General features: G+C 71.6%; 24 protein-coding genes. 12 read left to right on the top strand and 12 right to left on the bottom strand.

Annotated features, from left to right (window positions below; genetic code table 11):
• Positions 1 to 23: 23 nt before the first annotated feature.
• A complete protein-coding gene (locus ABII15_RS17275; protein WP_353943221.1) occupies positions 24 to 1,166 on the top strand; it encodes a beta-eliminating lyase-related protein in 1,143 nt (380 codons plus the stop codon).
• Between the two features lie 7 nt (positions 1,167 to 1,173).
• Here the strand turns inward: ABII15_RS17275 and ABII15_RS17280 are convergent, their stop codons facing one another.
• The gene (locus ABII15_RS17280) at positions 1,174 to 1,404 is read right to left on the bottom strand and encodes a hypothetical protein (protein ID WP_353947096.1); all 231 of its coding nucleotides are present in this window, start codon (positions 1,402 to 1,404) and stop codon (positions 1,174 to 1,176) included.
• A 176-nt stretch (positions 1,405 to 1,580) separates the two neighbouring features.
• On the opposite strand from ABII15_RS17280, the gene ABII15_RS17285 reads away from it, so the two are divergent.
• Positions 1,581 to 2,687: a DUF5937 family protein gene (locus ABII15_RS17285; RefSeq protein WP_353943222.1), complete on the top strand. Its 1,107-nt coding sequence runs from the start codon at positions 1,581 to 1,583 to the stop codon at positions 2,685 to 2,687.
• A 10-nt stretch (positions 2,688 to 2,697) separates the two neighbouring features.
• Here ABII15_RS17285 and ABII15_RS17290 read toward each other — a convergent pair whose 3' ends face one another.
• A complete protein-coding gene (locus tag ABII15_RS17290; RefSeq protein WP_353943223.1) occupies positions 2,698 to 3,369 on the bottom strand; it encodes a response regulator transcription factor in 672 nt (223 codons plus the stop codon).
• Between the two features lie 26 nt (positions 3,370 to 3,395).
• The gene (locus ABII15_RS17295; RefSeq protein WP_353943224.1) at positions 3,396 to 4,598 is read right to left on the bottom strand and encodes a sensor histidine kinase; all 1,203 of its coding nucleotides are present in this window, start codon (positions 4,596 to 4,598) and stop codon (positions 3,396 to 3,398) included.
• A gap of 118 nt (positions 4,599 to 4,716) precedes the next feature.
• Here ABII15_RS17295 and ABII15_RS17300 point away from each other — a divergent pair, with 118 nt between their 5' ends.
• Complete coding sequence (locus ABII15_RS17300; protein WP_353943225.1) at positions 4,717 to 5,754, top strand: SAM-dependent methyltransferase; 1,038 nt, start codon at positions 4,717 to 4,719, stop codon at positions 5,752 to 5,754.
• Here the strand turns inward: ABII15_RS17300 and ABII15_RS17305 are convergent.
• Positions 5,719 to 6,870 carry an NADH-quinone oxidoreductase subunit D gene (locus ABII15_RS17305; protein ID WP_353943226.1) on the bottom strand — a complete coding sequence of 384 codons (1,152 nt, stop codon included), beginning with the start codon at positions 6,868 to 6,870 and terminating at the stop codon, positions 5,719 to 5,721. The two genes, ABII15_RS17300 and ABII15_RS17305, sit on opposite strands and share 36 nt — an antisense overlap.
• A 154-nt stretch (positions 6,871 to 7,024) precedes the next feature.
• On the opposite strand from ABII15_RS17305, the gene ABII15_RS17310 reads away from it, so the two are divergent.
• A complete protein-coding gene (locus tag ABII15_RS17310) occupies positions 7,025 to 7,534 on the top strand; it encodes a PH domain-containing protein (protein WP_353947097.1) in 510 nt (169 codons plus the stop codon).
• On the top strand, positions 7,531 to 8,889 hold the full coding sequence (locus ABII15_RS17315) for a PH domain-containing protein (RefSeq protein WP_353943227.1): 1,359 nt from the start codon (positions 7,531 to 7,533) through the stop codon (positions 8,887 to 8,889). Before ABII15_RS17310 ends, ABII15_RS17315 begins: the two co-directional genes overlap by 4 nt.
• An 85-nt stretch (positions 8,890 to 8,974) precedes the next feature.
• Here the strand turns inward: ABII15_RS17315 and ABII15_RS17320 are convergent, their stop codons facing one another.
• From ABII15_RS17320 to ABII15_RS17335, 4 genes are all read right to left on the bottom strand, one after another.
• On the bottom strand, positions 8,975 to 9,970 hold the full coding sequence (locus tag ABII15_RS17320; RefSeq protein ID WP_353943228.1) for a hypothetical protein: 996 nt from the start codon (positions 9,968 to 9,970) through the stop codon (positions 8,975 to 8,977).
• Between the two features lie 115 nt (positions 9,971 to 10,085).
• Complete coding sequence (locus ABII15_RS17325) at positions 10,086 to 11,066, bottom strand: ABC transporter substrate-binding protein (protein WP_353943229.1); 981 nt, start codon at positions 11,064 to 11,066, stop codon at positions 10,086 to 10,088.
• A 122-nt stretch (positions 11,067 to 11,188) separates the two neighbouring features.
• Entirely contained in the window at positions 11,189 to 11,857 is a 669-nt protein-coding gene (locus tag ABII15_RS17330) for an ABC transporter permease (RefSeq protein WP_353943230.1), read from the bottom strand.
• A complete protein-coding gene (locus ABII15_RS17335) occupies positions 11,854 to 12,609 on the bottom strand; it encodes an ABC transporter permease (protein ID WP_353943231.1) in 756 nt (251 codons plus the stop codon). Before ABII15_RS17335 ends, ABII15_RS17330 begins: the two co-directional genes overlap by 4 nt.
• A gap of 196 nt (positions 12,610 to 12,805) precedes the next feature.
• On the opposite strand from ABII15_RS17335, the gene ABII15_RS17340 reads away from it, so the two are divergent.
• Positions 12,806 to 13,960 carry a betaine/proline/choline family ABC transporter ATP-binding protein gene (locus tag ABII15_RS17340; protein WP_353943232.1) on the top strand — a complete coding sequence of 385 codons (1,155 nt, stop codon included), beginning with the start codon at positions 12,806 to 12,808 and terminating at the stop codon, positions 13,958 to 13,960.
• Here ABII15_RS17340 and ABII15_RS17345 read toward each other — a convergent pair.
• Positions 13,953 to 15,062: an alpha/beta hydrolase-fold protein gene (locus tag ABII15_RS17345; RefSeq protein WP_353943233.1), complete on the bottom strand. Its 1,110-nt coding sequence runs from the start codon at positions 15,060 to 15,062 to the stop codon at positions 13,953 to 13,955. The genes ABII15_RS17340 and ABII15_RS17345 overlap by 8 nt on opposite strands.
• Before the next feature lie 213 nt (positions 15,063 to 15,275).
• Between ABII15_RS17345 and ABII15_RS17350 the strand changes: the two genes are divergently transcribed.
• The 6 genes from ABII15_RS17350 (at position 15,276) to ABII15_RS17375 (ending at position 20,245) form a co-directional block, all read left to right on the top strand.
• The gene (locus ABII15_RS17350) at positions 15,276 to 17,051 is read left to right on the top strand and encodes a phosphatidylglycerol lysyltransferase domain-containing protein (protein WP_353943234.1); all 1,776 of its coding nucleotides are present in this window, start codon (positions 15,276 to 15,278) and stop codon (positions 17,049 to 17,051) included.
• A gap of 45 nt (positions 17,052 to 17,096) precedes the next feature.
• Positions 17,097 to 17,960, top strand: a complete 864-nt coding sequence (folP, locus tag ABII15_RS17355) for a dihydropteroate synthase (RefSeq protein WP_353943235.1) — start codon at positions 17,097 to 17,099, stop codon at positions 17,958 to 17,960.
• Entirely contained in the window at positions 17,957 to 18,520 is a 564-nt protein-coding gene (locus ABII15_RS17360) for a nuclear transport factor 2 family protein (RefSeq protein WP_353943236.1), read from the top strand. The genes folP and ABII15_RS17360 overlap by 4 nt, the downstream gene beginning before the upstream one ends.
• A 211-nt stretch (positions 18,521 to 18,731) precedes the next feature.
• A complete protein-coding gene (folB, locus tag ABII15_RS17365; protein ID WP_353943237.1) occupies positions 18,732 to 19,091 on the top strand; it encodes a dihydroneopterin aldolase in 360 nt (119 codons plus the stop codon).
• Positions 19,088 to 19,687, top strand: coding sequence for a 2-amino-4-hydroxy-6-hydroxymethyldihydropteridine diphosphokinase (gene folK, locus ABII15_RS17370; RefSeq protein WP_353943238.1), 600 nt, complete (start codon positions 19,088 to 19,090; stop codon positions 19,685 to 19,687). The genes folB and folK overlap by 4 nt, the downstream gene beginning before the upstream one ends.
• A 75-nt stretch (positions 19,688 to 19,762) precedes the next feature.
• Entirely contained in the window at positions 19,763 to 20,245 is a 483-nt protein-coding gene (locus tag ABII15_RS17375; RefSeq protein ID WP_353943239.1) for a DUF3180 domain-containing protein, read from the top strand.
• 24 nt (positions 20,246 to 20,269) lie between these two features.
• On the opposite strand, the gene folE is transcribed toward ABII15_RS17375, so the two are convergent.
• The 3 genes from folE to hpt all read right to left on the bottom strand — a co-directional run bounded on the left by folE (position 20,270) and on the right by hpt (position 23,767).
• On the bottom strand, positions 20,270 to 20,875 hold the full coding sequence (gene folE / locus ABII15_RS17380; RefSeq protein WP_353943240.1) for a GTP cyclohydrolase I FolE: 606 nt from the start codon (positions 20,873 to 20,875) through the stop codon (positions 20,270 to 20,272).
• A 121-nt stretch (positions 20,876 to 20,996) separates the two neighbouring features.
• On the bottom strand, positions 20,997 to 23,012 hold the full coding sequence (gene ftsH / locus ABII15_RS17385; protein WP_353943241.1) for an ATP-dependent zinc metalloprotease FtsH: 2,016 nt from the start codon (positions 23,010 to 23,012) through the stop codon (positions 20,997 to 20,999).
• 194 nt (positions 23,013 to 23,206) lie between these two features.
• Entirely contained in the window at positions 23,207 to 23,767 is a 561-nt protein-coding gene (hpt, locus tag ABII15_RS17390; RefSeq protein ID WP_353947098.1) for a hypoxanthine phosphoribosyltransferase, read from the bottom strand.
• Positions 23,768 to 23,789 lie beyond the last annotated feature (22 nt).

The following is a 23,789-nucleotide window of genomic DNA, read 5'->3' on the forward strand; positions in this document are numbered from 1 at the left end:
GCGTGTGCGACATGATGCGGCGCATGAACGTCCCTGAAGAGAAGCAACAGACAGCACGGCGGATCGCCGCCGTCCGGGGCGCGGAGCGCGTCCTGGCGCGCGGGCCGCACACGGAGACCATCGGGGAGCGCTGGGCGCGCCTGACCGACGCCGCCGGCACGGTGACCGACCTGTCCGGCTCGGTCGACCTCTACGGGGACGGGGTCGTCGCCGACCTGGAGGCGAAGGTCGCCGGGCTGCTCGGCAAGGAGGCGGCGGCGTTCTTCCCGACCGGCACCATGGCGCAGCAGGTCGCGCTGCGCTGCTGGGCGGGCCGCACCGGCAACCCCACGGTGGCCCTGCACCCGCTGGCCCACCCGGAGGTCCACGAGCGGGAGGCGCTGACCACGGTGTCCGGCCTGCGCACGGTGCACCCGACGACCGCCGCGCGGCAGATCACGGCGGACGAGGTGCACGGCATGGACGAGCCGTTCGGCACGCTGATGCTGGAACTGCCGCTCCGGGACGCCGGTTTCGTGCTGCCCACGTGGGAGGAGCTGGAGCAGGTCTGCGAGGAGGCACGCGCGCGTGACGCCGTGATCCACTTCGACGGGGCCCGCCTGTGGGAGTGCACGACGCACTTCGGGCGCCCGCTGGCCGAGATCGCCGACCTCGCGGACAGCGTGTACGTGTCGTTCTACAAGTCGCTCGGCGGCCTGAGCGGCGCGGCGCTCGCGGGCCCGCAGTCGTTCGTCGACGAGGCCAGGGCCTGGCGGCACCGCTACGGCGGCCAGGTCTTCCACCAGTTCCCGCAGGCGATCGCGGCGCTGGCCGGCCTGGAGCGGGAGCTGCCGCGGCTGCCGGAGTACGTGGCGCACGCGCGCGTGGTGGCGCGGGCGCTGCGGGAGGGGTTCGCCGAGGCGGGCCTGCCGTGGGCGCGGGTGCACCCCGAGGAGCCGCACACGCAGGCGTTCCGGGTGCTGCTGCCCTACGACACCGACGTGCTCACCGAGGCGGCGGTGACGCAGGCGGAGGAGACGAAGACGGCGCTGTTCGGGCGCTGGTGGCCGGTGAGCGGGGCGCCGGGGCTCTCCGTCACCGAGGTCACGGTCGCCGCGCCGGGCCTGGAGTGGAGCGCCGCGGACGTCCGCGCGGCCGTCGCGGACTTCGTACGGCGACTACCGTGAGCCGGGGTCAGCACCCGGCGGCGTGACCGCGGTGGCCCCGGTGCCCGGACAGGCGCCGGGCCAGCGCGGCGCGGATCCGGCCGCGCGCCGGGCGCTCCGCGACGACCGCCCGGAAGCGGCGGTAGTCGCGCAGCTCGCGCACCGCGGCCGCCTCGTCGAGGAGCGGGGCCGGCGGGGCGGCCTCGCCGCGCTGGGCCGCCCGGTAGACGTCCAGCGCGTACTGCTGGGTGACGGTCATGACGACCACCTCGCTCATCATCTCGATTGTCATGCCTTGCCCCGCGATCCGCTCTTTGTCGAGCTTGGGGGCCGATGACCACGAGACTGCGCCCCGCGTCGCGGCCCGGTCACGTCGATTGACGAGAGCCGTCAATCGAGGGCCCGGCTGTCGGTGGCGGCGTGCACCATGGGGTCATGAGCGTGCGCATCGACATCACCGGCCTGACGGCCGAGCGGATCCACTTCGCGCCCTCACCCCTGGCCGAGATGGGCGCGGCGCTGCACGCGCTGGCGGAGCCCGCGCACCACCCGGGGGTGCAGGGCTGGACGACGAGCGTGTCCGCGTGCCTCGACCCGTGCCTGGCGGACCGGATGTGCGAGGCGGACTTCCTGTGGCGGACGACGTTCTCGGACGTCTTCACCCCGTCCGCCGGGCTGCCCGGCCTGCACACCCTGCCCGGCGCCACGCTCGGCGAGGAGCTGGACCTGCTCGACAAGCTCTCCGACGAGCAGTTCGTGGACGCCGCCCTGGAGTTCACCTGCCAGTCGGAGTACGCGCGGCGGGACGTCGCCCGGCTGGACGACCCGCGTGCCCGGGAGCGCGCGCTCGAGCTGGCGGCGGCGCGCGGCTCCCACCAGGTGCGCTTCACCCAGCGCCTGCTGGAGGACCCGCCCGCCATCAGGGCGTGGTTCCGCGAGCTGATGCAGGACTGCGACGAGGCGTTCTTCTCCGACGTGTGGGGGCGCGTCCGGCATCAGCTGGTGGCCGACGCCCGGCTCAAGACGGATCTGCTGCGCCGCAAGGGCGTCGCGGACGCGCTCTCCGCGGTCTCGGGATCGGTGTCGCTGGACGACTCGGGCCGCTCGGTCGTCGTCGACAAGATCTCCGTGGGGCACACCGAGACGGGCTCCGGCAGTCTGGTCCTGATCCCGACCAGCCTGGGCCGGCCGCATCTGTGGGTGCTGCACCGCAAGGACTGGCAGCCGCTGATCACGTACCCGATCTCCTCCCCCGGGCTCACCGCGCCGACCTCGGTGGAACAGCTGACGCTGCGGATGTCGGCCCTCGCCCACCCGGTGCGCATGCGCCTGTGCCGCCACCTGGCGCGCGGCTCGTACACGACGGGCGAGCTCGCCGATGCGCACGGCATGACCGCGCCGGAGATATCCCGGCACCTGTCGGTGCTGAAGAAGGCGGGCCTGATCACGACGCGCCGCCACGGCCGGTACGCGCAGCACCAGTTGGACCTGAGCGTGGTGTCGCGGCTGGGCGGGGACTTCATCGAGGGCGTGCTGCGCTGACCGGGCTCCCTCAGGCCCCGCCGCCCGCGCGGACGAGCCCCGTCTCGTAGGCGAGGACGACGACCTGGACCCGGTCGCGCAGGCCGAGCTTGGTCAGGATGCGGCCGACGTGGGTCTTCACGGTGGCCTCGGACAGCACCAGATGGGCCGCGATCTCGCCGTTCGACAGGCCCTGGGCGACCAGGATCATGACCTCGCGCTCGCGCTCGGTGAGCCGGTCCAGCTGCTGGGCCTGCGGCTCCTTGACGCTGCTGGGCAGCATCGGCGCGAACCGGTCGAGCAGCCGGCGGGTGGTGGACGGGGCGACCACCGCGTCGCCGCTGTGCACGGAGCGGATGGCGGTCAGCAGCTCGCCGGGCGGCACGTCCTTGAGCATGAAGCCGGAGGCGCCCGCCTTGAGCCCGGAGAACGCGTACTCGTCCAGGTCGAACGTGGTCAGGATGAGGACCTTCGGCGGGTTCGGCCCGGAACAGACCCGGCGGGTGGTCTCGACGCCGTCCAGCTTCGGCATGCGGACGTCCATGAGGACCACGTCCACGGCCGTGGACCGCAGCACTTCGAGGGCCTCGACGCCGTCGCCCGCCTCGGCGACGACCTCCATGTCCGGCTGGGCGGCGAGCACCATCCGGAAACCGGTGCGCAGCAGCACCTGGTCGTCGACGAGCATGACCTTGATCGACATCGATCCCGTTCCTTTGCTGGTACGTGTCAATGGGCGGGCTTGAGCGGCAGCAGGACGCTGATGCGGAAGCCACCGCCGGGGCGCGGGCCCGCGTCCAGCGTGCCGCCGACCATACCGACGCGCTCCCGCATCCCGATGAGGCCGTGGCCGCGGCCGTCGGCGCCGCCGTCCTCGTACAGCTCGTGCGGGGCGCCCTTGCCGTCGTCCTCGACGAGCAGGCCGAGTCCGTCGTCGAAGTAGACCAGGCGGACGCTCGCCCCCGCGTTCGGACCGCCGTGCTTGCGGGTGTTGGTGAGGGCCTCCTGGACGATGCGGTACGCGGTCAGCTCGACGCCGCTGGGCAGCGGGCGCGGGGTGCCCTCGACCTTGAAGTCCACGGGCAGGCCCGCCGTGCGCACCTGGGTGACCAGGTCCTCGATCTGCTCGACGTCGGGCTGGGGCACGTACTCCTCGCCCTTCTCGCGCTCGCCGGTGCGCAGCACACCGAGCAGCCGGCGCATCTCGGCGAGCGCCTGCCGGCCGGTCCCCGAGATCGTCTCCAGGGCCTTCTTCGCCTGGTCGGGGGCGGTGTCCAGGACGTACGCGGCGCCGTCGGCCTGCACCACCATCACCGACACGTTGTGCGCGACGACATCGTGCAACTCGCGCGCGATGCGCGCCCGTTCGGCCGCGACCGCGACCTTCGACTGGGCCTCGCGCTCCTTCTCCAGGCGGGCCGCGCGCTCCTCCAGCTCGGCCAGATAGGCGCGGCGGGTGCGCAGCGAGTCGCCGAGGACCCAGGCGAGGGCGAACGGCACCATCGTGAAGACGGTGACGGCGATCTTTCCGAGGCCGCTGGCCTGTTCCTCGGGCCAGCGCAGCTGCGCGAGCGGTGCCGCGCACAGACCCGCGCCGAGGGCGAGCCGGGACGACCACCGCGCCCCGTTCGCCGCGCAGGTGTAGACGATGACCAGCATCGCGAAGTCGCCGGGGCTGGTCTCGGCGTCGAGGACCAGCTGGGCCAGGCCGGTCAGGATCGTGAGGATCAGCATCCGCTCGGGCATCCGGCGGCGCAGCGTGACGACGACGCTCAGCAGGACGGCGCAGGCGATGCCCGCCGCCCGGCTGCCGCGGGGTGAGTCTCCGGCGCCGCTGGTGACGGCCACCACCGACATCCCGAACAGGATCACGGCCCAGAAACCGTCGACCCAGGTCGGGTGTCTGCGGAGGAAGTCGTAGAGGCGCTGCACGTAACCCAGAGTAGGTACGCGTGCGGCCCTCGGGGGTCAACCGGAGGACCGATCCGCACCCGGCGCGCGTACTCCCCAAGGTGGAGGCGCACGCGCCCGGCGCGCATAGCCTTCAGGCGTGGAGAACGTACGCGAGGACGGACGGCAGGACGAGGCGCGCGGCTGGCGGGAGGCCACCGAGCGGGCGCTGTACGGGCCGGCCGGCTTCTACCGCCGCCCCGAGGGCCCCGCCGGTCATTTCCGCACGTCGGTCCATGCGTCCCCGCTGTTCGCCGGGGCCGTCGCCGAGCTGCTGTGCCGGGTGGACGCGGCGCTCGGCACACCGGAACGGCTGACGTTCGTGGACATGGCGGCGGGGCGCGGCGAGCTGGTGTCGCGGGTTCTGGAGCTGCTGCCGGAGAGCGTGCACGCGCGCGTGCACGCCTGCGCGGTGGAGATCGCCGGGCGCCCCGCGGATCTCGATCACCGGATCGAGTGGCGGTCCGCGCCGCCCACCGGGATCACCGGGCTGCTGTTCGCGAACGAATGGCTCGACAACGTCCCGGTCGACGTCGTCGAGACCGACGCGGACGGCACCGCCCGGCTCGTCCTCGTACGGCAGGACGGCACGGAGTCGCTGTCCCCCGAACCGCTCGGCGACGCCGCACGGGAGTGGCTCGACACCTGGTGGCCGCTGTCGTCCGAGCCGGGGCTGCGCGCCGAGGTCGGGCTCGCGCGGGACACGGCGTGGGCGGCGGCCGTGGGCTCGGTGGAGCGCGGTCTCGCGGTCGCCGTGGACTACGCCCACGCGCGCGGGACGCGTCCGCCGTTCGGCACGCTGACGGGGTTCAGGGAGGGGCGCGAGGTGCCACCCGTGCCCGACGGGTCCCGCGACATCACGGCCCATGTGGCGCTCGACGCCTGCGCGACGGGACCGGGGGCCCGGCTGCTCGGCCAGCGCGCCGCGCTGCGGGCGCTCGGCGTCGCAGCGGACCGCCCGCCGCTCTCGCTCGCCTCGCGGGACCCGGCCGGGTACGTACGGGCGCTCGCGCGCGCGGGTGAGGCGGCGGAGCTGACGGCGCGCGGCGGGCTCGGCGACTTCGGGTGGCTCGTCGAGCCGGTGGGGGTGGCTCCCGACGGGCTACTTGTCGATGTCGCCGACCACGAAGAACAGTGACCCGAGGATCGCCACCATGTCGGCGACGAGCGTGCCCGGCAGCAGTTCGGCGAGCGCCTGGATGTTGTTGTAGGACGCGGAGCGCAGCTTGAGGCGGTACGGCGTCTTCTCGCCCTTGGAGACGAGGTAGTAGCCGTTGATGCCGAGCGGGTTCTCCGTCCAGGCGTACGTGTGGCCCTCGGGGGCCTTGAGGACCTTCGGCAGGCGCTGGTTGACCGGGCCGGGCGGGAGGTCCGCGATGCGGTCGAGGCAGGCGTCGGCGAGGGCGAGCGCGTTGTGGGTCTGCTCCAGGAGGCACTCGAAGCGGGCCAGGCAGTCGCCCTCCTGCCGCGTGACGACCTTCAGGGTGTCCTGGAGCTCCCCGTAGGCGAGGTACGGCTCGTCGCGGCGCAGGTCGAAGTCGACGCCGGAGGCGCGGGCGATCGGTCCCGAGACCCCGTACGAGTGCGCGGCCGACGCCGACAGGACGCCCACCCCGCGCGCGCGGCCCCGGAAGATCTCGTTGCCGAGGACGAGACGGTCGTAGACGTCCATCCGGGAACGGACGGACGCGACGGCCTCCCGCGCGCGCGTGGTCCAGCCGAGCGGCAGGTCCTCCTTGAGACCGCCGACCCGGTTGAACATGTAGTGCATGCGCCCGCCGGAGATCTCCTCCATGACGGCCTGGAGCTCCTCGCGTTCGCGGAAGGCGTGGAAGACCGGAGTGATTCCGCCCAGTTCGAGTGGGTACGAACCCAGAAACATCAGATGGTTCAGCACACGGTTCAGCTCGGCGAGCAGGGTCCGCAGCCAGACGGCTCGCTCGGGGACCTCCATGCCCAGCATCCGTTCGACGGCGAGCACGACACCCAGCTCGTTCGAGAACGCGGACAGCCAGTCGTGGCGGTTGGCGAGCATCACGATCTGCCGGTAGTCCCGCGCCTCGAACAGCTTCTCGGCACCGCGGTGCATGTAGCCGATCACCGGCTCCGCGTGCTGGATCCGCTCGCCGTCGAGCACGAGACGCAGGCGCAGCACACCATGGGTGGAGGGGTGCTGCGGACCGATGTTGAGCACCATGTCGGTGCTCTCCGCGGCACCACCGATGCCGACCGTGGCCTGAGTCGTGGGCGTCATGCGGACAGTCTCTCCTACGTAGGGTGAATTCATGGAGACAGGGGCGACGGGGCCGCTGGGGGCGATGGGATCGGTGGAGCCAGTGGGATCAGCGGGGTCGACGGGGTCGGCGAAGTCAGTGGGGTCTACGGAGTCGGTGGGGTCCACGGAGTCGGTGGGGCCTACGGGCGTCAAGGGCGACGGGGACGGGCCCGCGGAGGCCGGGCCGAGCTGGACCGGGCTGCCGTCCGGGCTGCTGAAGCTGCGCCGGCTGCTGCTCGTGCTCTGGCTGGTGCCGATCGCCGTCGCGGTCGCGGTGCTCCTCACGATCGTCGCGGGAGCGCCGTGGGCGGCGTTCGCGCTGCTGCCCCTCGCGGTCCTGGCCTGGGGCTGGCCGATGCTCGGCCGCAACTGGCGCTCGTGGCGGTACGCCGAGCGCGCCGACGACCTGCTGATCAGCCGCGGGGTGCTGTGGCGTGAGGAAACGATCGTGCCGTACGGGCGGATGCAGCTGGTCGAGGTGACCTCGGGCCCCCTGGAGCGGAAGTTCGGCCTGGCCAGCCTCCAGCTGCACACCGCGGCCGCCGCCACCGACGCGACGATCCCGGGACTTGTCCCGGCCGAGGCGGAACGCCTGCGCGACCGCCTCACCGAGCTCGGCGAAGCCCGATCGGCGGGCCTGTGACGGCCGCCCACGCCCCGGAGGACGTCACGGGCCACGAGTCGCCCGAGAGCGTACGAGAGCGGCGCCTGCACCCCGTCACACCGCTGCGCCGCGCCTGGGCGCCGATAGCGGTCCTGCTCGGCTGGGCCGTCCACGACATGGACCAGGCGCAGCGCCAGCTCGCCCAGCTCACCGCCGCGACCCTGGCGATCGGCCTGGGCGTCCTGGTGCCCGCGGCCGCCCTGTACGGGTTCCTCACGTGGTGGTTCACGCACTTCGGCGTGACGGACACCGAACTGCGCATCCGTACGGGCCTGCTGTTCCGGCGCACCGCCCACATCCGGCTCGACCGCCTCCAGGCCGTCGACGTCACCCAGCCGCTGCTCGCCCGCTTCGTGGGCGTGGCCAAGCTGAAGCTCGACGTCGTCGGCACCGACAAGAAGGACGAACTCGCCTATCTGGGAGAGAAGGAGGCCCGCGATCTGCGGGCCGAACTGCTCGCGCGTGCGGCCGGTTTCGCCCCGGAGTCGGCCCACGAGGTGGGCGAGGCACCGGCGCAGCAGGTCCTGCGCACGCCGCCGCGCACGCTCGCCGTGGCGCTGCTGCTGACGGGCGCCCCGTGGGCGATGCTGCTCGCGGCGGTCGCCGTGCCGACGTTCCTGTGGTTCGCCACCCACAACCTGTGGACAGTGATCGCGGTCGCCGTGCCGCTGGCGGGCGGGGCGTTCACCAACAGCGCGGGCCGGTTCATCAAGGAGTACGACTGGACGGTCGGCGAGTCCCCGGACGGGTTGCGCATCGACCACGGGCTGCTCGACCGGGTGCACGAGACGGTGCCGCCGGGCCGGGTGCAGACCGTGCGGATCGTGCAGCCGCTGCTGTGGCGGGGGCGCGGCTGGGTCCGCGTCGAGCTGCACGTGGCGGGGTCGGCCAACTCGGTCCTGGTGCCCGTCGCCCCGCGCGAGCAGGCCGAGGACGTCGTCGCGCGCATCCTGCCGGGGGTCGCGGTGCCCAAGCCGGGCGACTTCACGGGGTCGCCGCGGCGCGGGCGCTGGTGCGTGCCGGTGTGGTGGCGGGCGTACGGGGTGTCGGTCACGGAGACGGTGTTCGCGGCCCGGGAGGGGCTGTTCCAGCGGCGGATCTCGCTCGTCCCGCACGCCAAGGTGCAGAGCGTTCGCCTCACCCAGGGCCCCTGGGAGCGCTGCTTCCGGGTCGCGGGGCTGCACCTGGACACGGGCGCCAACAAGACGGTGACGGCGCGGCTGCGGGACGCCCAGGAGGCGGCGGAGCTGCTGCGGGCACAGGCGGACCGGTCCCGGACCGGGCGCAAGGGGGCGCGTCCCGATCGCTGGATGAGCGGGACGCCGTCGTCGTGACGGACCGCGCGGGCAGGGCATGAAAGGGGCGCTCCGCCACTGGCGGAGCGCCCCTTTTCACCGCGGAACCACGGAACCGCGAACCTCACGCGCGCAGCGCCGACCTCAGCTCGCCCACGTCGATCTGCTCGGTCTCGTCGTGCGCCGTCAGGTCGATGACTTCCTTCTCGGCGCCGTCGCTGTCCTGTTCACCCTGCGGGGCCTGCTCACCCTGCGGGTCCTGCCGGTCCTGCTGGTTCTGCTTGTTCTGCTTGTTCTGCTTCTCCTGCTCGGCGAGCGCCTCTTCCCCGACGACGTCCGCCAGGTCCTCGCCCGGCGCCACCGCGGCGCCTCCGGTGCCGAAGAAGTCGAAGCCGCCCACCAGCGCCCTGCGGGCCGGTGCCGCCGGGGGCACCACGGCCGCGGCGGCCGGCACGGTGAAGTGGCCGGACGCCGCCCGGGACTTCCCCCGGGAATCGGTCTCCTCCGCCACGGGCGCGGGCGCGGCGGGCCGGGCCAGCCGGTCGAGCGCCGCGTTCGCCCGCAGGTACAGCGACGGGGTGACCCGGATCGGGGCCGGGGCCGACGACGGGGAGGTGGCCACCGGCTCGGCGGACCGGGCCGGGGGCAGTGCCTTCGCGGGCGCGGACGCCTCGATGGCGAGCCGGCGCCGGCCCTCCAGGGCGCTGGCCCGCTCCGTCTCCGCGGTGGCGTAGCGGCGCAGCAGCGCGGCGTGCTCGTTGCGCAGCCCCGCCAGTTCGGAGCGCTTGGAGCGGAGCTTGCCCTCCAGGCGGGTGCGCAGCTCGCGCGACTCCTCCAGGTCCCCCTCAAGCTCCGCCACGGCCTCCTCGTGCCGCCAGCGCTCGCTCGCGGCGCCCCGGGTCAGATCGGCGACCTGCTTGCCGGCGAGCCGGTCCCAGCGGCGCATCACGACGGCGCCGACGACGGCCGCCGCGGCCGCGGCGGCGGTGATGCCGCGCAGCACGAGCGGGTCGCCCGAAAGCCAGGCGCCGCCCGCGCACACGAGAGGCGCACCGGCGATCACCGAAGGCGGCAACAGGCGGTGCAGGGGTGGGGAATGGCGGTGGCGTCCACGTGGCATGGCCAGAAACTTACCGCGCGTAGGCGAATCGTGAAGCCCCGCCCGGCAAAATCCGGGCGCAGGCGACACTGAAACCACCGAACTCACGCCAGAAACGACTCACTTGGCGCCAAGATCATTTCTTGATGAGGCTCTTGGACTCCAGATAGTCCTTCGCGACATCGGCTTCCTTCTGCCGCTCGGCGTCGACCTTCCGGTTCAACTCGACGAGATCGTCGGTGGTGAGGACCTTGGTCAGCTTGCCGAGGACATCGGCTATCGCCTGGCCGCCCGCGTCCTTGGCGTTCACGACCGGAACGATGTTGTCCGCATTCTGCAGCTTCTTGTCGTCCTCCAGGAGAACGAGTCCGAAGTTCTTCAGCGTCGCGTCGGTCGTGGTCGTCAGGACCAGCTGGTCCTGCCCGTTCTTCACCGCCTGCTTGGACTGGGTGGTGCCGACGCCCTTCGGGTCGATGCCCGTGACATCGATTCCGTACGTCTTCTTCAGACCCGGGGCGCAGAACGGCCGGGTCTCGCATTCGTCGCCGGCCGCGATCTTGACCTTCTCGCCGGACTTGCCGAGATCGGAAAGGGTCTTCAGGTTGTGCTTCTTCGCGTATGCCTCGGTCACCGCGAACGCGTTCTCGTCGACGGCCTCGCCGGCGTCCAGAACCTTCAGGCCCTCCGGCTCGGCGAGACCGCGCAGCGCGGTCATCGTCGCGTCGACATCACTGGACGCGACGGCCTTCGCACCCGAGCCGTTCTTCTTCAGGTTGAGGAATTCGGCGAGCGTCGCCGCGTATTCGGGCACCACGTCGATGGCGCCCTTCGCGAGCTGCGGTTCGTAGATCTCGCGGTTCTCCACCGTCTTGACCGACGCGTCGTACCCGGCGTCGTCCAATATCTGCCGGTACAGCTCGCCCATCACCTTGGCCTCGGTGAAACTGGCGGCACCGATGACGATCTTGCCCTTCTTGCCGTCGCCCGCGCTCGCCGAGCCGCCCTTGTCGCCCTCCAGGCTGTCACCGCCGCACGCGGTGAGGCCCGCGGTCAGGGCTCCCGCCGCCACGACCGCCAGGGCCATGCGGCGCGTCCTGCCGTGCGTCCTGCTGTTCATCGCTCTCCTCGTTGCACTGGTAGCACTGCTGGCACTGCTGTCGCCCTGCTGACTGGCTGTCGCACTGCTGACTGACGGACGGCACCGCGCTGTGCCGCCGGGATCCCTTGTCGTGCCCGCGGTCATGCCCGCCCTCGCGCCGGATCGAGGAACCGGCCCACCGCCACGAACACGCCCTCCACGACCAGGGCGAGCGCGGCCACGAGGACGGCGCCCGCCACGACCTGCGGCGTGTTCTGCAGGCTGAAACCGGCCGTGATGATCCGCCCGAGCCCGCCCTCGCCGGCCATCGCGGCCAGCGTCGCCGTCGCGATCACCTGCACCGCGGCCGACCGCAGCCCGGTCATCACCAGGGGGTACGCCAGCGGGAGTTCGACCCGCGCGAACACCTGCCGGCCGCTCATCCCCATGCCGCGCGCGGCCTCCACCACCGAGCGGTCGACCTCGCGCATGCCCACGTACGTGTTCGTCAACAGCGGCGGGATCGCGAACAGGACCAGCGCGATCAGTGTGGGCAGGTCTCCGTGGCGGCCGAGCGGGGTGAGCGTGAGCAGCACCAGGACGGCCAGGGTGGGCACCGCGCGCCCCACGTTCGAGATGTTGACCGCGAGGGCGCCGCCGCGGCCGATGTGCCCGAGCCACAGGGCCAGCGGCAGCGCGATCAGACAGGCGACGGCGAGGGCGACCCCGCTGAAGTACAGATGCTCGGAGAGGCGGTGCCACACCCCCTTCTCGCCCTGCCAGTTGGCACCCGTGGTCAGCCAGTCGTAGGCCCCCGATATCGCGTTCATGCGACCTTCTCCGGCATCTCAGGCATCTCGGGCTCCACCGCGGTGGCGGCCCTGCGTCTGTGGGGGCCGCGGCCGCCCCGTACGGCCGTCGCCCGCGTCCACGGCGTCAGCCACCGCTGGACGCCGAGCAGCAGCAGGTCCGCGAGGACCGCGAGCAGCACGCACAGCACGGAGGCGGTGAGCACCTGGGCCTTGAAGTCGCTGTGCAGGCCGTCGAGGATCAGCGTGCCGAGGCCGCCGTAGTCGACGATCGCGCCGACCGTGGTGAGCGCCACCGTGGAGACGGTGGCGATGCGCACGCCGGCCAGCATCGCCGGGAGCGCCAGCGGCAGTTCGACCTCCCACAGCAGCCGCAGCGGCCCGTACCCCATCCCGCGGGCGGCCTCTCTGGCCTCCTCCGGCACGGCCTGGAGCCCCGCCAGGATGTTGCGCACGAGGATCGTCAGCGAATAGAGCACGAGCCCCGTGATCACCAGCGAGGCCGAGAGCCCGAACAGGGGCAGCAGCAGCGAGAACATCGCCAGTGACGGGACCGAGTAGAAGACCGTGGTCAGGCCGAGCACCGGTCCGGCGAACGCTTTTCTGCGCCGCGCGAGCAGCGCGAGCGGGAAGGAGATCAGGACGCCGATCACCACCGAGGCGACGGTGATGCCCAGGTGCTGCACGGTCGCGTCGGTCAACTCCTGGCCACGGGTGCGCAGATACTCCCCGCACACCCAGTCATTGGCCACCAGGCAGTTCTGCTCGCTCACCCCGCCCCGCCTCCCCCGTTTCACCGAACGTATGTCAGGTATCCGTACCCGCGCACGCACGTTTTCGACTGTCGACGACCCTAGCGGCCACGACTGACAATGGCCGATACCCGACCCCCGGCCGCAACACTGCCTTCACACAACTGCCGTGTACGGACGGTCCGCACACGGCCCGGCCCCGGCAGAATGGGTTCCCATGATCCGGTTCGAGCACGTCAGCAAGCGGTACGCGGACGGCACCACTGCCGTCGACGACCTGTCCTTCGAGGTGAACGAGGGCGAACTGGTCACGCTCGTCGGCCCGTCGGGCTGCGGCAAGACCACGACGATGAAAATGGTGAACCGGCTCATCGAACCCACCGAGGGCCGGATATTCCTCGACGGGGACGACATATCCGGTATCGACCCGGTGCAGTTGCGCCGCCGCATCGGATACGTCATCCAGCAGGTCGGTCTCTTCCCCCACAAGTCCGTCCTCGACAACACGGCGACCGTGCCGCACCTGCTCGGCGTCAAGCGCGCCAAGGCCCGCGAGCGCGCCGCCGAACTCCTCGACCTGGTGGGCCTCGACCCGAAGGTCTTCGGCGACCGTTACCCCGAGCAGCTCTCCGGTGGCCAGCGCCAGCGGGTGGGCGTGGCGCGGGCGCTGGCGGCCGATCCGCCGGTGCTGCTGATGGACGAGCCGTTCGGCGCCGTCGACCCGGTCGTCCGCGAGCACCTCCAGACCGAGTTCCTGCGGCTCCAGCAGACGCTGAACAAGACCGTCCTGTTCGTCACGCACGACATCGAGGAGGCCGTCCGGCTCGGCGACCGCATCGCCGTGTACGGGCAGGGCCGCATCGAGCAGTACGACACCCCGCCGGCCGTCCTCGGCGCCCCCGCGACCCCGTACGTGGCCGACTTCGTCGGCGCGGACCGGGGCCTGAAGCGGCTCTCCGTCACCCCCATCGAGGAGGGCGACCTGGAGCAGCCGCCCGTGGTCCACCTCGACGACCCGCTGCCCCGCGAGCTCGACGCCCGCTGGGCCGTGGTCCTGGACGACGACAACAACCTGCACGGCTGGCTCTCCGCCGAGCACGCGCGCGCGGGCGGCGGGACCGTCCGCGACCAGGCCCGCCGCATGGAGGCCTGGCTGCCGGTCGGCGCCTCGCTCAAGCAGGCGTTCGCCACGATGCTCCAGCACGACGCGGGCTGGATCGCGGTCATCGACGAGGACAGCCAGGGCCGCTTCCTCGGCGTGCTCACCCCGGCCCGGCTGCACGAGGCCCTGCGGCGCTCCACGGCCGCGGACGCCCGGGACATCCCGCGCGCGGAGGTGGAACTGGAGACGGTGGCGCCGCTCATCACGTGACCGGCAGGCGCCGGCTCAGCCACTCCAGGGTCGCCGGGATCTCCCGCCGCCAGGTGTTGAAGTTGTGCCCACCGCTGTCGAGGATGATCGACGACACGCGTGTGGGCGCCTTCACCCGCCGGATGAAGGCGAGCGTGGCTCGGTAGTTGTGCTCGCCCTGCTTGCTGCTGGTCACCAGGAGCGAGGTCACGGGCGGCGGCATGTGCCTCAGGTACCAGCCCAGATCGGCCCGCTCGCGCGCCCGCGCGTCCCCGTGGAAGAGGTCGCCCGTCGTCGGGTCGCTGGGCGCCCGGTAGTACGCGGAAAGGCCGGCGCCCGCCCCGAAGACGCCGGGATGGTGCAGGGCCAGTTTCAGCGCGCAGTAACCACCTGTGGAGTCGCCGACGACGCCCCACTTCCGCTCCGTCCTGTAGCGCGCGGCGATCTCGTCGGGCAGGTCCGCGGCGAAGAAGGTCTCCGTGCGCGGGCCGCCGGGGACGTCCACGCACTCGGTGTCGCGCGGCGGCGCCACGGTGGGTCGCAGCATGACGAGGATCATCGGCCGCATCCGCCCGGCCGCCGCCAGCGCGTGCGCGGTCTGCGGATAGCGCAGTCCCCTGATCAGCGCCTCGGCGGTACCGGGATAGCCGGTCAGGACGACGGACGCGGGGAACCTGCGGCGGGCGTAGCGCGGTTGGAAGTACTCGGGCGGCAGATAGACGTACGCGGGCGCCGCGATGTGCGACGTACGTCCGACGACGTCGACCTTCTGGACCTGTCCTCCGACGGCCGGCCTGGCCCCGCCGGACACCCCGACGTCCTGGGTGGCGACCACCCGGACCGGTGTCCTGCCCGCGGCCATGTCGTGGTCGGTCACCACGCCCTGCCCCTGCTCCTGGCCGAGGAGGTCGGCCCAGGTCGCGTAGAAGCCGTAGACATGGTTCACCGCCAGGCCGAACGCCGCGAAGACCGCCAGCTGCGTGGCGAACAACAGCCCGACGCGGCCCATGACGGACCGCCACGAACGGTGCGCCAGCCGCGGCCAGAGCAGCACCGTGCCCGCGAACAGCGCCAGGGCGGCCAGCACCGCCAGCGCGAGGACTGTATGGCTCGTGAGCCCCATCGGACCTTTCCCCTGGCTGAGTTGACCGGCTCCGGCCGAAAGACACCGGGTCTTTTCCTGCCGGGAGTGAACCCGATTCCCGCTCACCCCGTCCTAGAGGGCGCAAGTCGCGGGATGCCGGACATGGCACCGCGTTCACGTTTCTCGCAGAACCACGGGAATGCGATGTTCGCCAGGATAGATGCGGAAAACTCCCAGGGGGTTGCGCGCCGGATGAGGCGCGTGGTGCACGGCCCGCGCCCGGAGGCCGTACCGACTCTGATCACCCGCGCCTGCCTCGTCGTCGGGCTGCTGGACATAGCGGCAGGCGCCTTCCCGCGCTTCCGGCACAGCCGGATGCACACCCTGGCGGAGGTGCTGCCCGGCACGCTCGGCCCGTTCGCCGCCGCCCTCGCGCTCAGCAGCGGCGTGCTGTTGCTGCTGCTCGCGCACGGCCTGCGGCGCCGCAAGCGGCGGGCCTGGCGGGCGGCCGTGGTGCTGCTGCCGATCGGCGCCTGCGCCCAGTTCGCGTACCGGCACTCGTTCGCGGGCGTCGTCATCCCGCTCGTGCTGTTGTGGGTCCTCGCCAAGCACCGCGCGCAGTTCGACGCGCTGCCCGACCCGCGCAGCCGCTGGCGGGCGCTGGCCAACTTCGTGGTCATGGGCGCCGGTTCGATCATGATCGGGCTGCTCATCGTCAGCGTCCACCCGCGCCGCATCGTCGGCGACCCGAGCCTGGCGGACCGTCTCCAGCACGTCCTGTACGGCCTGTTCGGGCTCGACGGGCCGCTCGACTACACGGGCAGCGCCTCCCGCACGGTCGGCGTCTCGCTCGGCGCCCTCGGCATGATCACCGCGCTCACCACGGTCTACTTCGCCTTCCGGCCCGAGCATCCGGCGGCCCGCCTCGCCGAGGACGACGAGAGCAGACTGCGCGCCCTGCTGGACAAGCACGGCGCCCGCGACTCGCTCGGCCACTTCGCGCTCCGCCGCGACAAGGGAGTGGTGTTCTCGCCCAGCGGCAAGGCCGCGGTCTGCTACCGCGTGGTCTCCGGCGTGATGCTCGCCAGCGGCGACCCCATCGGTGACGTGGAGGCGTGGCCCGGCGCCATCGAGCGGTTCATGGACGAGGCGCGCGCCCACTCGTGGACCCCGGCCGTCATGGGCTGCTCCGAGACGGGCGGCGAGGTGTGGACCCGCGAGACGGGCCTGGACGCGCTGGAGCTGGGCGACGAGGCGGTGGTGGACGTCGCGGATTTCTCCCTGACCGGGCGCGCGATGCGCAACGTGCGCCAGATGGTCAAGCGGATCGAGCGCGCCGGCTACGAGACCCGGGTCCGGCGCGTCCGTGACCTCGGCCCCGCCGAGCTGGACCGGATCCGCCGCGCCGCCGACGACTGGCGCGGCACCGACACCGAGCGCGGCTTCTCCATGGCACTGGGCCGCATCGGCGACGCCGCCGACGGCGACTGCCTGATCGCGACGGCCCACAAGAGCGACGCGGACGGCCCCGGCCCCTTCGGAGACCTCAGAGCGGTCCTGCACTTCGTGCCCTGGGGCGACGCCGGCGTCTCGCTCGACCTGATGCGCCGCGACCGCGCCGCCGACCCGGGGATGAACGAACTGCTGATCGTCGCCGCCCTCCAGGCCGCCCCGAAGCTGGGCATCAGCCACGTCTCGCTCAACTTCGCGATGTTCCGCTCGGCGCTCGCGCGCGGCGAGAAGATCGGCGCGGGCCCCGTCCTGCGCGCCTGGCGCGGCCTGCTGGTGTTCCTGTCGCGCTGGTTCCAGATCGAGTCGCTGTACCGGTTCAACGCGAAGTTCCGCCCCCGCTGGGAGCCCCGCTTCGTCGTCTACCGCTCCTCGAAGGACCTCCCCCGGATCGGCTGGGCGGCCATGCGCGCGGAAGGCTTCGTGAACATGCGCATGCCGGGACTGCTGCGGCGCCGGACACCCGAGCCGCGGCCGTGCGCCCACACCCGCCGGGAGGAGGAGGCCAGCGCCGCCTGAGCCCACGCGGACAGGGCACCCCTCGTCCGGCTCTAGGCTGGATGCATGAGCACGTCGCAGGTCCGCCGAGGCCACGTAGCCAATCTCCCCGTATGGGACCGCTGCGCGGTCATGGGAGTCGTCAATGTGACCCCGGACTCGTTCTCGGACGGCGGCCGCTGGTTCGACACCACCGCCGCGATCAAGCACGGCCTCGACCTGGTCGCCGAGGGCGCCGACCTGGTGGACGTGGGCGGCGAGTCCACCCGCCCCGGCGCCGCCCGGGTCGACGAGGACGAGGAGCTGAAGCGGGTCATCCCCGTCGTGCGGGGCCTGGCCGCCGAGGGCGTCACGATCTCCGTCGACACCATGCGCGCCAGCGTCGCCGAGCAGTCCCTGGCCGCGGGCGCCGCCCTGGTCAACGACGTGAGCGGCGGTCTCGCCGACCCCGCCATGGTCCCGGTCGTCGCCGCCGCGGGCGCCCCCTTCGTCGTCATGCACTGGCGCGGCTTCCTCGAAGGAGCCACCGTCCGGGGCACGTACGAGAACGTGGTCTCCGAGGTCGTCGACGAGCTGCACGCGCGCGTGCAGGCCATCATCGAGGGCGGCATCGCCCCCGACCGCATCGTCGTCGACCCCGGCCTCGGCTTCTCCAAGGAGGCCGAGCACGACCTCGCCCTCCTCGCCCACCTCGACGAGGTCCGCGCGCTGGGCCACCCGGTCCTGGTCGCCGCCTCCCGCAAGCGGTTCCTGGGCCGCGTACTCGCCGACGAGCAGGGCGCTCCGCCGCCCGCGCGCGAGCGCGACGCCGCCACCGCCGCCGTCTCCGCGCTGGCCGCCCAGGCCGGCGCCTGGGCCGTGCGCGTCCACGAAGTACGGGCCACCGCCGACGCCGTCCGCGTGGCCCGCGCGGTCGAGGGAGCCCAGTGACCGGCACCGACACCCAGGCCGTCGACACGGCCAACCGCGCCTTCTACGAGGCCCAGGAACGCGGCGACTTCGAGGAGCTGACCTCGCTCTGGCTGGCGCCCGAGGACGTCAGTTACGCCGAGGACGCCGACCCGGACGACGCCGAGGACACCTCGATCTCCTGCGTGCACCCCGGCTGGCCGGTGCTCACGGGCCGCGGCGAGGTACTGCGCTCGTACGCCCTGATCATGGCGAACACCGAATACATTCAGTTCTTCCTGACGGATGTCCGGATCAGCGTGGTCGCCGACACCGCCATGGTGACCTGCACGGAGAACATCCTCAGCGGCGGCCCCGCGCCCGAGGACAGCGATGAGCTGGGCCCGCTGGTGGGCCAGCGCGTCGTCGCCACGAATGTGTTCCGGCGCACCCGCGACGGCTGGAAACTGTGGTCGCACCACGCCTCCCCCGTGCTCGCGGAGTCGGACGACGAGACCGACGCCCTGGACGACACCCTCGACGACGCCGACGGCCCCGGGGACGGCGGCGGCAACACCGACGGCGACGGGTCACCCGCCTGAGTGGGCGGACCCCCTCGAAAGGGCCGGAATCACGCGCTCATGGTTGGCTTTCCGGCCGCCTGGGTATGGGCGGCTACCAGCCTCGGGCCCGTCTGTCCATAGCCCCCACGGGCAAGCGATGTCGGTGCTCGCAGGTAGATTCGATTGAGGCCGGTGCGCCGACCGCACATCGACAGACCGGCCCCTACCGACGACTGCAGGAGTGATTCGCGTGGATCGTGTCGCGCTGCGCGGCCTCAAGGCCCGCGGGCACCATGGCGTCTTCCCCAAGGAGCGCGAAGAGGGGCAGACCTTCATCGTGGACCTGGTGCTCGGGCTGGACACCCGGGCCGCGGCGGCCGATGACGACCTGGCGAAGACCGTGCACTACGGCATCGTGGCCGAGGAGGTCGTGGCCGTCGTCGAGGGCGAGCCCGTCGACCTCATCGAGACCCTGGCCCAGCGCATCGCCGACGCCTGCCTGAAGCACGACGGGGTCCAGGAGGTCGAGGTCTGCGTCCACAAGCCGGACGCGCCGATCACCGTGCCCTTCGACGACGTGACCGTCACCATCACCCGGAGCCGAGTATGAACAAAACTCCGTTCGACCCGACCGTGCAGCCGGTACCGACCTCCGTGATGGAGCAGGTCGACGCCGCTGACACCACCCTGTCCAACCCCAAGCGCGCCGTGCTCTCCCTCGGCTCGAACCTGGGGAACCGCCTGGAGACGCTCCAGGGCGCCGTGGACGCCCTGGAGGACACCCCCGGCGTCCGCGTCAAGGCCGTCTCGCCCGTCTACGAGACGGAGCCGTGGGGCGTCGAGCCCGGCAGCCAGCCCTCGTACTTCAACGCCGTGGTGGTCCTCAAGACGACCCTGCCGCCCGACTCGCTCCTGGAGCGCGCCCACGCGGTCGAGGAGGCCTTCCACCGCGTCCGGGACGAGCACTGGGGCCCGCGCACCATCGACGTCGACATCGTCGCGTACGCGGACGTGGTCTCCGACGACCCGGTACTGACCCTCCCCCATCCCCGGGCCCACGAGCGCGCCTTCGTGCTCGCGCCCTGGCACGACGTGGACCCCGAGGCACAGCTGCCCGGCCGCGGCCCGGTCACCGACCTGCTCGCCGCGGTGACCCGCGAGGGCGTGGCCGCCCGCGCCGACCTGGAACTCCGGCTGCCCGAGTAATCGTTAGGGTCATACGGGCAGAGCCGTGCGACCACGCACGGGTGACGGGCGACCGACGGGGATGAAGCAACCGCGATGAAGCAACTGCGCATCAGAACTCTGGCCGGCCTGTTCGTGGTCGCCGGAGTGCTGTCCTGGGCGGGCGCCCGCCTGTGGAACTCGGTGGGCACGCTGCCCAGCGTCCCCCTGGCCGCGCCCATCGTGCTCGCGGTGATCGCCGTCGTCCTGCTGGCGACGGCGCTCTCGCTGCGCGCCCGGCTGCGCGCCCAGCGCGAGCGCCGTCCCGGCGCCAAGGGCGTCGAGCCGATGATGGCGGCCCGCGCCCTGGTCTTCGGCCAGGCGAGCGCGCTGGTCGCGGCGCTGGTCGCGGGCATGTACGGGGGCACGGGCGCCTTCCTGCTGGAGCAGTTGGACATCCCGGCCCGCCGCGACCAGGCGATCTACGCCGGCTTCTCGGTCGTCGCCGGCGTCGCCGTCATCGCGGCGGCGATCTTCCTGGAGCGCGTCTGCAAACTCCCGGAGGACGACGACACGGAGGGCACCGCTCCGGCGGCGTGAGGCACGCCGGACGGGCCCGGTCGTTCAGCGCCCGATGATCAGGCTCATCGCCTCGTTGCGCGTGGCCGGGTCGCGCAGCTGCCCGCGCACCGCGGACGTGATGGTCTTGGCGCCGGGCTTGCGCACCCCGCGCATCGTCATGCACATGTGCTCGCACTCGACGACCACGATGACGCCGCGCGGCTCCAGGATCTCCATGAGGGAGTCCGCGATCTGCGTCGTCAGCCGCTCCTGGACCTGAGGGCGGCGGGCGTAGACGTCGACGAGACGGGCCAGCTTCGACAGGCCGGTGATCTTCCCGTCGGTCGACGGGATGTACCCGACGTGGGCCACGCCCACGAAGGGCACCAGATGATGTTCACAGCTGGACTGCACCTCGATGTCCTTCACCAGGACCATCTCGTCGTGCCCCAGGTCGAACGTCGTCGTCAGCACGTCCTCGGGCTTCTGCCACAGGCCGGCGAATATCTCCTTGTACGCCCGTGCCACCCGTGCCGGAGTCTCCCGCAGGCCCTCGCGGTCCGGGTCCTCGCCGACCGCGATGAGCAGTTCGCGCACGGCGCTCTCGGCCCGCTTCTCGTCGAACTCGCCGATCGAGCCCTCGCCGTCGAGCGTCACCGGGTCGGTCATGTCGTGCCTCTTCCTCGTACGGACATCCGGCACGGCCCCTGAGGTGAAGAAAAGGCCGCGTCCCCCACACCGTAAAGCGTGGGGGACGCGGCCTGCATTCCGGGCCCTGTGAAGGGATCCGTCAGCTCTCGGGGCGGTCGTCCTTCACCGTGTCCACCGGGGTGGTGGTTTCGATGGCGGTCGCCGAGCCGTTCGCCCCGTTCGTCAGTGAGAGCTCCTTGGGGGAGAGCACCGGCGGGCGGGTCGAGGGGGTGCGGCGGGAGGAGCCGGTCCACGCGGGGCGGGCCGGACGCTTCACGATCGGGGCGAAGATCTCTGCGATCTGCTCCTTGTTCAGCGTCTCCTTCTCCAGCAGCGCGAGGACCAGGTTGTCGAGGACGTCGCGGTTCTCGACGAGGATCTCCCAGGCCTCGTTGTGCGCCGTCTCGATGAGCTTCTTGACCTCTTCGTCGACGAGCGCGGCGACCTCTTCCGAGTAGTCGCGCTGGTGCGCCATCTCACGGCCGAGGAACGGCTCGCTGTTGTCGCCGCCGAACTTGATCGCGCCGAGACGCTCGGTCATGCCGTACTGCGTGACCATCGCGCGGGCCGTGGAGGTGGCCTTCTCGATGTCGTTCGCCGCGCCCGTGGTCGGGTCGTGGAAGACCAGTTCCTCGGCCGCCCGGCCGCCCAGCATGTAGGCGAGCTGGTCGAGCATCTCGTTGCGCGTGGTCGAGTACTTGTCCTCGTCCGGGAGCACCATCGTGTACCCGAGCGCGCGGCCGCGGGACAGGATCGTGATCTTGTGCACCGGGTCGGAGTTCGGAGACGCCGCCGCGACCAGGGCGTGACCGCCCTCGTGGTACGCGGTGATCTTCTTCTCCTTGTCCGACATGATCCGGGTCCGCTTCTGCGGGCCCGCGACCACACGGTCGATCGCCTCGTCCAGCATGTGGTTGTCGATCAGCTTCTTGTCGCTGCGCGCCGTGAGGAGCGCCGCTTCGTTCAGCACGTTCGACAGGTCCGCGCCGGTGAAGCCGGGGGTGCGGCGGGCGACGGCCGAGAGGTCGACGTCCGGGGCGACCGGCTTGCCCTTCTGGTGGACCTTGAGGATCTCCAGACGGCCCTGCATGTCCGGGCGGTCGACCGCGATCTGGCGGTCGAAGCGGCCGGGACGCAGCAGCGCCGGGTCGAGGATGTCCGGCCGGTTCGTGGCGGCGATCAGGATGACGCCGCCCTTCACGTCGAAGCCGTCCATCTCGACGAGCAGCTGGTTGAGCGTCTGCTCGCGCTCGTCGTGACCGCCGCCGAGGCCGGCGCCGCGGTGGCGGCCGACCGCGTCGATCTCGTCGACGAAGACGATCGCCGGGGCGTTCGCCTTGGCCTGCTCGAAGAGGTCACGGACTCGGGAGGCACCGACACCGACGAACATCTCGACGAAGTCGGAACCGGAGATCGAGTAGAACGGCACCCCGGCCTCGCCGGCGACGGCGCGCGCGAGGAGCGTCTTGCCGGTACCGGGCGGGCCGTAGAGCAGAACGCCCTTGGGGATCTTGGCGCCGACGGCCTGGAACTTCGCCGGCTCCTGGAGGAACTCCTTGATCTCGTGGAGCTCCTCGACCGCCTCGTCCGAGCCCGCCACGTCGGCGAACGTCGTCTTCGGGGTGTCCTTGGTGATGAGCTTGGCCTTGGACTTCCCGAAGTTCATGACCCGGGAGCCGCCGCCCTGCATCTGATTCATCAGGAACAGGAAGACGACGACGATGAGGACGAAGGGCAGCAGCGACAGCAGGATGCTGACGAACGCGTTCTGCTTCGTCGGGGAGACGGTGTAACCGTCGGGAATCTGCTTGCCCTCGAACTTGGACTGCAGAGCCTTGGCCACGTCGACGCCCTGGTCGCCGATGTAGCTCGCCTGGATCTTGCTGGAGCCGTCGACCTTCTCGCCGCTCTTCAGCTCGACCTTGATGGTGTTCTCGTCACCGGTGGTGATCTTGGCCTGCTGGACCTGGTTCTTGTCGATGGCCTGAATGACCTGGCCGGTGTCCACCGTCTTGTAGCCGCCGGACGAGCCGACGACCTGCATCAACACGACCACGGCAAGGACGGCCAGCACGATCCACATGACCGGCCCACGGAAGTATCGCTTCACGTCCATCCATACGGAGCGGTTCCGCCCCGTCCCTCCTGCCATAGTGAGTTTGATAAGGCTGTTTGAAGCTGATTGAAGAACTGTTCTTCGGACGGTACCCCAGCATTGTCACCCGAAGTCGCAGGGGACGTCCGACAATCTTGCCTTCGCCTGCTCCAACGGCGGGAAGCCCGTGAGGGTTCCCGCCGTCTGACGTGACCTCAGCCGCCGTAGACGTGCGGGGCCAGCGTGCCGACGAACGGCAGGTTCCGGTACTTCTCCGCGTAGTCGAGGCCGTACCCGACCACGAACTCGTTCGGGATGTCGAAGCCGACCCACTTCACGTCGATGTCGACCTTGGCCGCCTCCGGCTTGCGCAGCAGCGTGCACACCTCGAGGGAGGCGGGCTCGCGGGTGCCGAGGTTGGTCAGCAGCCAGGACAGCGTCAGACCGGAGTCGATGATGTCCTCGACGATCAGGACGTGCTTGTCCTTGATGTCGGTGTCGAGGTCCTTGAGGATCCGCACGACACCGGAGGACTGGGTGCCGGAGCCGTACGAGGACACCGCCATCCAGTCCATGGTGACGGGGGTGGACAGGGCGCGAGCCAGGTCCGCCATGACCATCACGGCACCCTTGAGCACCCCGACGATGAGCAGGTCCTTGCCCGCGTATTCGGCATCGACCTTGGCGGCCAGCTCGGCCAGCTTCGCGTCGATCTCTTCCTTGGTGATGAGCACCGACTGAAGGTCGGTGCCCATGTCTTTCGCGTCCACCCGCATCACTTTCGGTCGTCCCACCGGC

The sequence above is a fragment of the Streptomyces sp. HUAS MG91 genome (assembly GCF_040529335.1).
GTDB lineage: Bacteria > Actinomycetota > Actinomycetes > Streptomycetales > Streptomycetaceae > Streptomyces > Streptomyces tabacisoli.